Source organism: Streptomyces aurantiacus JA 4570 (assembly GCF_000414115.1).
GTDB lineage: Bacteria > Actinomycetota > Actinomycetes > Streptomycetales > Streptomycetaceae > Streptomyces > Streptomyces aurantiacus_A.
Genome location: NZ_AOPZ01000192.1, coordinates 1 through 5,928, shown reverse-complemented (window position 1 = coordinate 5,928; position 5,928 = coordinate 1). Strand labels below are relative to the sequence as shown.

At 73.0% G+C, this 5,928-nt stretch carries 6 protein-coding genes; 5 read left to right on the top strand and 1 reads right to left on the bottom strand.

Going from position 1 to position 5,928, the window contains the following annotated elements:
• The 4 genes from STRAU_RS19435 to STRAU_RS19420 all read left to right on the top strand — a co-directional run.
• Positions 1-1,388: DEAD/DEAH box helicase (locus STRAU_RS19435; RefSeq protein ID WP_037660464.1), on the top strand; the 1,388-nt coding region annotated here is incomplete at its 5' end.
• A 126-nt stretch (positions 1,389-1,514) separates the two neighbouring features.
• On the top strand, positions 1,515-1,868 hold the full coding sequence (locus tag STRAU_RS19430; protein WP_016642075.1) for an SCO5918 family protein: 354 nt from the start codon (positions 1,515-1,517) through the stop codon (positions 1,866-1,868).
• Between the two features lie 179 nt (positions 1,869-2,047).
• The gene (locus STRAU_RS19425) at positions 2,048-2,416 is read left to right on the top strand and encodes a helix-turn-helix domain-containing protein (RefSeq protein ID WP_016642074.1); all 369 of its coding nucleotides are present in this window, start codon (positions 2,048-2,050) and stop codon (positions 2,414-2,416) included.
• 49 nt (positions 2,417-2,465) lie between these two features.
• Positions 2,466-3,347 (top strand): DUF72 domain-containing protein, encoded by an 882-nt coding sequence (locus STRAU_RS19420; protein WP_016642073.1) that lies wholly within the window; start codon positions 2,466-2,468, stop codon positions 3,345-3,347.
• On the opposite strand, the gene STRAU_RS19415 is transcribed toward STRAU_RS19420, so the two are convergent.
• Entirely contained in the window at positions 3,344-3,940 is a 597-nt protein-coding gene (locus STRAU_RS19415) for a TetR/AcrR family transcriptional regulator (protein ID WP_016642072.1), read from the bottom strand. The genes STRAU_RS19420 and STRAU_RS19415 overlap by 4 nt on opposite strands.
• A gap of 88 nt (positions 3,941-4,028) precedes the next feature.
• Here STRAU_RS19415 and STRAU_RS19410 point away from each other — a divergent pair, with 88 nt between their 5' ends.
• Positions 4,029-5,669: an outer membrane protein assembly factor BamB family protein gene (locus STRAU_RS19410; RefSeq protein WP_063890366.1), complete on the top strand. Its 1,641-nt coding sequence runs from the start codon at positions 4,029-4,031 to the stop codon at positions 5,667-5,669.
• Positions 5,670-5,928 lie beyond the last annotated feature (259 nt).

Here is a 5,928-nt window from a genome sequence, read left to right as displayed (position 1 = left end):
CCCGCGGCAACGGCTCGCGCGGCAACGGCTACGGCCGCAGGCCGAGCGCACCCCAGGGCGAGTTCGCCCTGCCGAAGACGATCACCCCCGGGCTGCCCGCCGTCGAGACGTTCGCCGAACTCGCCATGCCGGCGGAGCTGCTTGCCGCGCTCGGCCAGCAGGGCGTGACCGTGCCCTTCCCGATCCAGGCGGCGACCCTGCCGAACACCCTCGCGGGCCGTGACGCGCTCGGCCGCGGCCGCACCGGCTCCGGCAAGACCCTCGCCTTCGGCCTCGCCCTGCTCGCCCGGCTCACCGGCCGGCGTGCCGAGCCCAAGCAGCCGCTCGCCCTGGTCCTCGTACCGACCCGCGAGCTCGCCCAGCAGGTCACCGACGCGCTCACGCCCTACGCCCGGTCCGTGAGGCTGCGCGTCGCCACCGTGGTCGGCGGGATGTCCATCGCCCGGCAGGCCGGCGCGCTGCGCGGCGGCGCCGAGGTGGTCGTCGCGACCCCGGGACGGCTCAAGGACCTCATCGACCGCGGCGACTGCCGGCTGAACCAGGTCGACATCACCGTCCTCGACGAGGCCGACCAGATGGCCGACATGGGCTTCATGCCGCAGGTCGTCACGCTGCTCGACCAGGTGCGCTCCGGGGGCCAGCGGATGCTGTTCTCGGCCACCCTGGACCGCAACGTGGACCTGCTGGTCCGGCGCTACCTGACCGACCCGGTGGTGCACTCCGTCGACCCGTCGGCCGGAGCGGTCACCACGATGGAGCACCACGTGCTCCACGTACGCACCGCGGACAAGCACCGTGCCACCACCGAGATCGCCGCCCGGGACGGGCGGGTGATCATGTTCCTGGACACCAAGCACGCGGTGGACCTGCTGACCAAGCACCTGCTGAGCAGCGGTGTCCGCGCCGCCGCGCTGCACGGCGGCAAGTCCCAGCCGCAGCGCACCCGGACCCTGGCGCAGTTCAAGGAAGGGCACGTCACGGTGCTCGTGGCCACCAATGTGGCGGCGCGCGGCATCCACGTCGACCAGCTCGACCTGGTCGTGAACGTGGATCCGCCCACCGACCCCAAGGACTATCTGCACCGCGGCGGCCGCACGGCCCGCGCCGGCGAGTCGGGCAGCGTCGTCACCCTGGTGACGCCCGACCAGCGGCGCGCCATGACCCGGCTGATGGCCGACGCGGGCGTCTCCGCGCGGACCACCGAAGTGCGCTCGGGCGAGGCGGAGTTGACCCGTATCACCGGGGCGCAGGCCCCCTCGGGGGTGCCGGTCGTCATCCGGGCCCCGGTCACCGAACGCCCCAAGCGTTCGACCTCGTCCGCGCAGCGCGGGCGGCGGGGGCGCGGCGGCCGGGCCCGGACCGGCCGCGCCGACAAGCCTGCCGCCTGAGGCCCCGCTAGGGCCTAAGGTCTGAGTAAGGGTCCTCCACCCAGACCGCCAGAACCGGGCACGCGCCGCCCCACGGCGTCGGCGCCCAGTGCTCCGTTCAGCACCTCCTCGACTCTGTGAGGCATCATGCGCTGCGTCATCGCCAGGTTCCCGTTCGACCTCTCCAAGAGCGAAGTACTGGCCACGATGAAGAACATCGACCCCGAGCCCCTCTCGGGCGGCGAGTACGTGATCATCGGCCGCCGGAGCTACCCCGCCAAGCAGGTCGGCGCGGTCATCACCCGGCAGGACCGCCGCGACTTCACCAGCGGTGAGGTCACGCGGGCCATGACCCGCCTCGGCTTCACCTGCCGCAGCGGCCAGGAGCAGACGCCCGCCGCCCTCCCGCCGGTGCAGGCCGCGTCGGCGCTGCTCGGCGGCATGGACGCGCCGCTGGGCGGCCCCGCGCCGGTGACCGCCGCGGACCCGCTGGAGGGATGAGCCGCGGCGGGAGCCGCCACCCGGACCCGAGGGGTCCTGCCGACGCGTGACACGCGCCGGCAGGACCCCTCGTCCGTTTCCGGTACGGCGGCGGGGTCGGGGCATGGTGTTGAATTTCCCTCGGGGCCCGGGTGCCGGTACGGCATCGGGGCCCTCGACGCGTCGCTCAACGAGGTGAAATGACAGCAGATTCCCCGCTCAGTGGTCGTCTGGACGACGACGACTACCCCGCGTACACGATGGGCCGGGCCGCAGAGATGCTCGGCACCACCCCGGGTTTCCTCCGGGCCATCGGCGAGGCACGCCTGATCACTCCCCTCCGTTCGGAGGGCGGACACCGGCGTTACTCCCGCTACCAGCTGCGGATCGCCGCCCGCGCCCGCGAACTCGTGGACCAGGGCATCCCGATCGAGGCGGCCTGCCGCATCGTCATCCTGGAGGACCAGCTCGAGGAGGCGCAGCGGATCAACGCGGAGTACCGCAGGTCTGCGGCCGGCCAGAGGTCCGGCACCGGCACCGGCGACCCCGGCAGCAGCAACAGCTCCTAGGGCGCGTCCGAGGGGTGCGAGGCCGGGCCGGGCGGGTACCCGGCGTGCCATGGGTGACGTTCTCGTCGGCTCCTGCTCATGGACGGATGCCGCGCTGGTGCGCAGCGGCTGGTATCCGCCCGGACGGCGCGACGCCGAGGGACGGCTGCGGTGCTACGCCGAGCGCTTCCGGGTCGTCGAGGTCGACGCGAGCTACTACGCCCTGCCCGGCGCCCGGAACAGCAGGCTGTGGGTGGAGCGGACACCGCCGGGGTTCGTGTTCGACGTCAAGGCGTTCTCGCCGCTCACCGGCCATCCGACGCGCCCCGCCGCGCTGCCGGACGACCTGCGGGACCGCGCCGCCCGCGCACCCGGCGCGCTGCGCAATCCCGGCGTGCTCGACGAGGTCTGGGCGCGCTTCGCCGACGGCATCGAACCGCTGCGGCGGGCCGGGCGGCTCGGCTGTGTGCTGTTCCAGTTCCCCCCGTGGTTCCGGCCGGGAGCGCGGGCCGAGGCGTTCCTCGAACAGTGCGCCGCGCGCACGGCCGGGTGGCCCGTCGCCGTCGAGTTCCGGCACCCCGCGTGGTGGCGGGGCGGGCAGGGGGACGCGACCCGCGCCCTCCTCGCCGGGCACGGCTTCCCCGCCGTGGCCGTGGACATGACCCAGGCCCTGCCGGCCTCCGTCCCTCCGGTCACCCCGGTCACTTCGCCCCGCTTGTCCGTCGTGCGTTTCCACGGGCGCAGCACCGCCTGGGGCTCGGGCAGCAAGGAGGAGCGCTTCCGGTACGCGTACGCGGAGGACGAGCTGGCGGAGTGGGTGCCGCGGCTGCGCGCGCTCGCCGGGCGGGTGGAGCAGGTGCACGTCCTGTTCAACAACTGCTGCGGGGACGCGGCCGTGCGGGCGGCGGAGGCGATGGCACGCGCCCTGGGCATCGAGGCACCCGCACGCTAATCCGGCCGCAAGGACCGCCAGATCCGGTCCGGCAGGACCCGGGCCGCCTCGTCCAGGTCGACCTCGTACGCCGTCGAAAGCCAGCGCTGGGCCGTCTCCGCGACCGGGCCCATGACGAGGATCTCGATGAAGTGGGCGGGGAGCGGGGCCAGTTCACCGGCGACGACGCGGGGGTGGAGCCAGGCCGCGATGGGGGCGAACTTGGCCTCCTTGGCCGCCATGACCTCCTGGGCGTGGGCCGCGAGATAGCGGGACTGGACGGAGGCGTGCAGGAAGAGGGCCACGTCGCGGTGGTCGCGGGTGAAGTCCAGGTAGGCCCGGACCAGGGCGCGGATGCCGGTGCGGGCCGTGCGGGAGCGGGTCACCGCGGCCACCACCGGGTCGCAGAGCCGGTCCATGCAGCGGATGTACAGCGCGGCCGCCAGGCCGTCGAAGCTGCCGAAGTGGTGGTAAAGGCTGCCGAAGCTGACGCCGCTCGCCGCCGTCACCGCGTTGACCGTGAAGCCCTGGCGGCCCGACTCGGCGTACACCCGCAGAGCCGTGTCGAGGAGCAAGTCGACGGTGGCCTCGCCACGCTGCTGCTTGGGCGCCATGCGGAAGAGCGTAGTCCAGAATCCAGCGCCCGAAACTTTTTCTAGAAAAAGTCTCTAAAAGAGTGGCTTGCTGGGACACACTCTTGGCATGGTCAGTCAAGAGTCCGGGCCGGAGCGGGAGCCCCAGCGGCCGATACCCGCCGTACCGCAGCAACCGGCACCGCAGGTACCGCCCCAGCCCGTGCATCAGCCGCTGCCCGGGAACCCGTACGCCGAGCCCGACCCCCCTGCCCGTACGGGGAGTTCATCCCGCGCCCGCGCGCTCGGCATCGGTGCCGCCGTCCTCGCCCTGGCGCTCGTCGGGGGCGGCGTCTTCCTCGCCACGCGGGGAGACGGCGACGGGCGGGGCGATGGTTCCCGCGAGCCCGCGGCGGCCCCGCCCGCCTCGTCGCAAGGGCCCGAGAGTTCCACGGGCGGCGGCGGGCAGGAGACCGCGGGGCCCGGCTCCGACGACGACCGCGAAGGACGCGGCATCGACGTCAACGCCGGGCGCAAGCCCGGCGAGGCCAAGGCATGGCTCGGCTTCGACGGCGTGAAGCTGCCCGGCAAGGGCACGATCCTGTACGACCTGTGGCGCGAGGGCGACATCGTGGCCCAGGCGACGTACGACGAGGTCACCGCCTTCAAGTCCGCCGACGGCACGAAGGCGTGGTCGGTGCGGCTGCCCGGCCCGGTGTGCGACACCCCCGTGAACGCCTCGCCCGACGGCAAGGTCGTCGTGGTCTACACGACGAGCAAGGCCAAGCAGAGCGTCAAGTGCGACCAGCTCCAGATGATCGACCTGAAGACCGGCAAGAAGGGCTGGCACAAGAAGCTCGTCGAGCACGATCTGTCGGACGGCACCACCATGACGCACGTCGCGATCTCCGGCTCCACCGTCATGGTCGACCAGGACTCCACCGCCCACGCCTACCGCGTAGGGGACGGCAAGCGGCTGTTCAGCACCAAGCCGCAGCGTGAGGGGGCCTGCTTCCTGAAAGGCGTCGCGGGCGGCAGCAGGCTGCTCCAGATGCAGACGTGCGCCGCCATGACGTCCACCCAGCACGGCCGGCTGCGCAAGCTCGATCCCCGTACCGGCAAGGTCGAGTGGACGTACCGGAGCAAGAAGGGCTGGTCCATCGACAAGGTCTACTCCGTCGATCCCGTCGTCGTGTCCCTGCGCAAGCGCAACGACTACGACAACTGGGCCGTCGCCGCCGTCGACGACCAGGGCCGCCAGCGCTCGTGGATCGGCCTCGGCGGCGGCAAGACCGAGTTCGAGCAGTGTGCGGGGGCCGGTGACTCCGGCGAAGGCGTGCAGAACTGCCCCGGAGGCGTCGTCGAGGGCGACACCCTGTACCTCGGGAGCAAGCCGAAGGACAGCATCGGGCCCAACAAGCTCGTCGCCTTCGACCTGCGCAACGGCAAGGTCAAGTGGTCCGAGTCGTGGGGCGGCCGACAGCTCCAGCCGGTGCCCGTGAGCGGCGAGGGGCGCCCCGGCGTCATCGCCTACGCGCGCCCCTCGGGCGAGAAGAACGGGCGGGTGCTGCGGTTCGGTCCGGGCGGCGGCAAGCCGGACGTGCTGCTCCGGCACACCTCCGCGGCCCGCAAGACCGAGACGTTCATGTTCGCCGGACACACGCTGTACGCCGACGGGCGGTTCTACGTCACGTCCTCCCGCCTGGACGGCAAGTCCCACGGCGCCGAGGGCGACGACGGGAAGGGACGGATGCTCTCGTACGGGCGGTGACGCCTGCCTCTCGGCTGGTCACGCCCGCGTGCCGCGGGGCCGCGCTGTGCCGTCGCCCGGCTGCGGCGCCATCGTGGCTGGTCGCGCAGTTCCCCGCGCCCCTTCGGGGCGCGCCCGTCCCCGCGCCCCTTCGGGGCGCTTCCGTCCCCTCCATGGAGCCGTGATGCCCCACCCGTCCTCTTCCTCGCCCTCGCCCGACCAGCCCTCACAGGGACAACCGCAAGGCCAGCCGCCGGGCTCCTTCGGGCCGCCCCCGCCC

Excerpts from the sequence above, each read along its gene's own strand:
- STRAU_RS19430 (WP_016642075.1), top strand. The coding sequence starts at position 1,515 with ATGCGCTGCGTCATCGCCAGGTTCCCGTTCGACCTCTCCAAGAGCGAA.
- STRAU_RS19420 (WP_016642073.1), top strand. The coding sequence starts at position 2,466 with ATGGGTGACGTTCTCGTCGGCTCCTGCTCATGGACGGATGCCGCGCTG.
- STRAU_RS19425 (WP_016642074.1), top strand. The coding sequence starts at position 2,048 with ATGACAGCAGATTCCCCGCTCAGTGGTCGTCTGGACGACGACGACTAC.
- STRAU_RS19410 (WP_063890366.1), top strand. The coding sequence starts at position 4,029 with ATGGTCAGTCAAGAGTCCGGGCCGGAGCGGGAGCCCCAGCGGCCGATA.
- STRAU_RS19415 (WP_016642072.1), bottom strand. The coding sequence starts at position 3,940 with ATGGCGCCCAAGCAGCAGCGTGGCGAGGCCACCGTCGACTTGCTCCTC.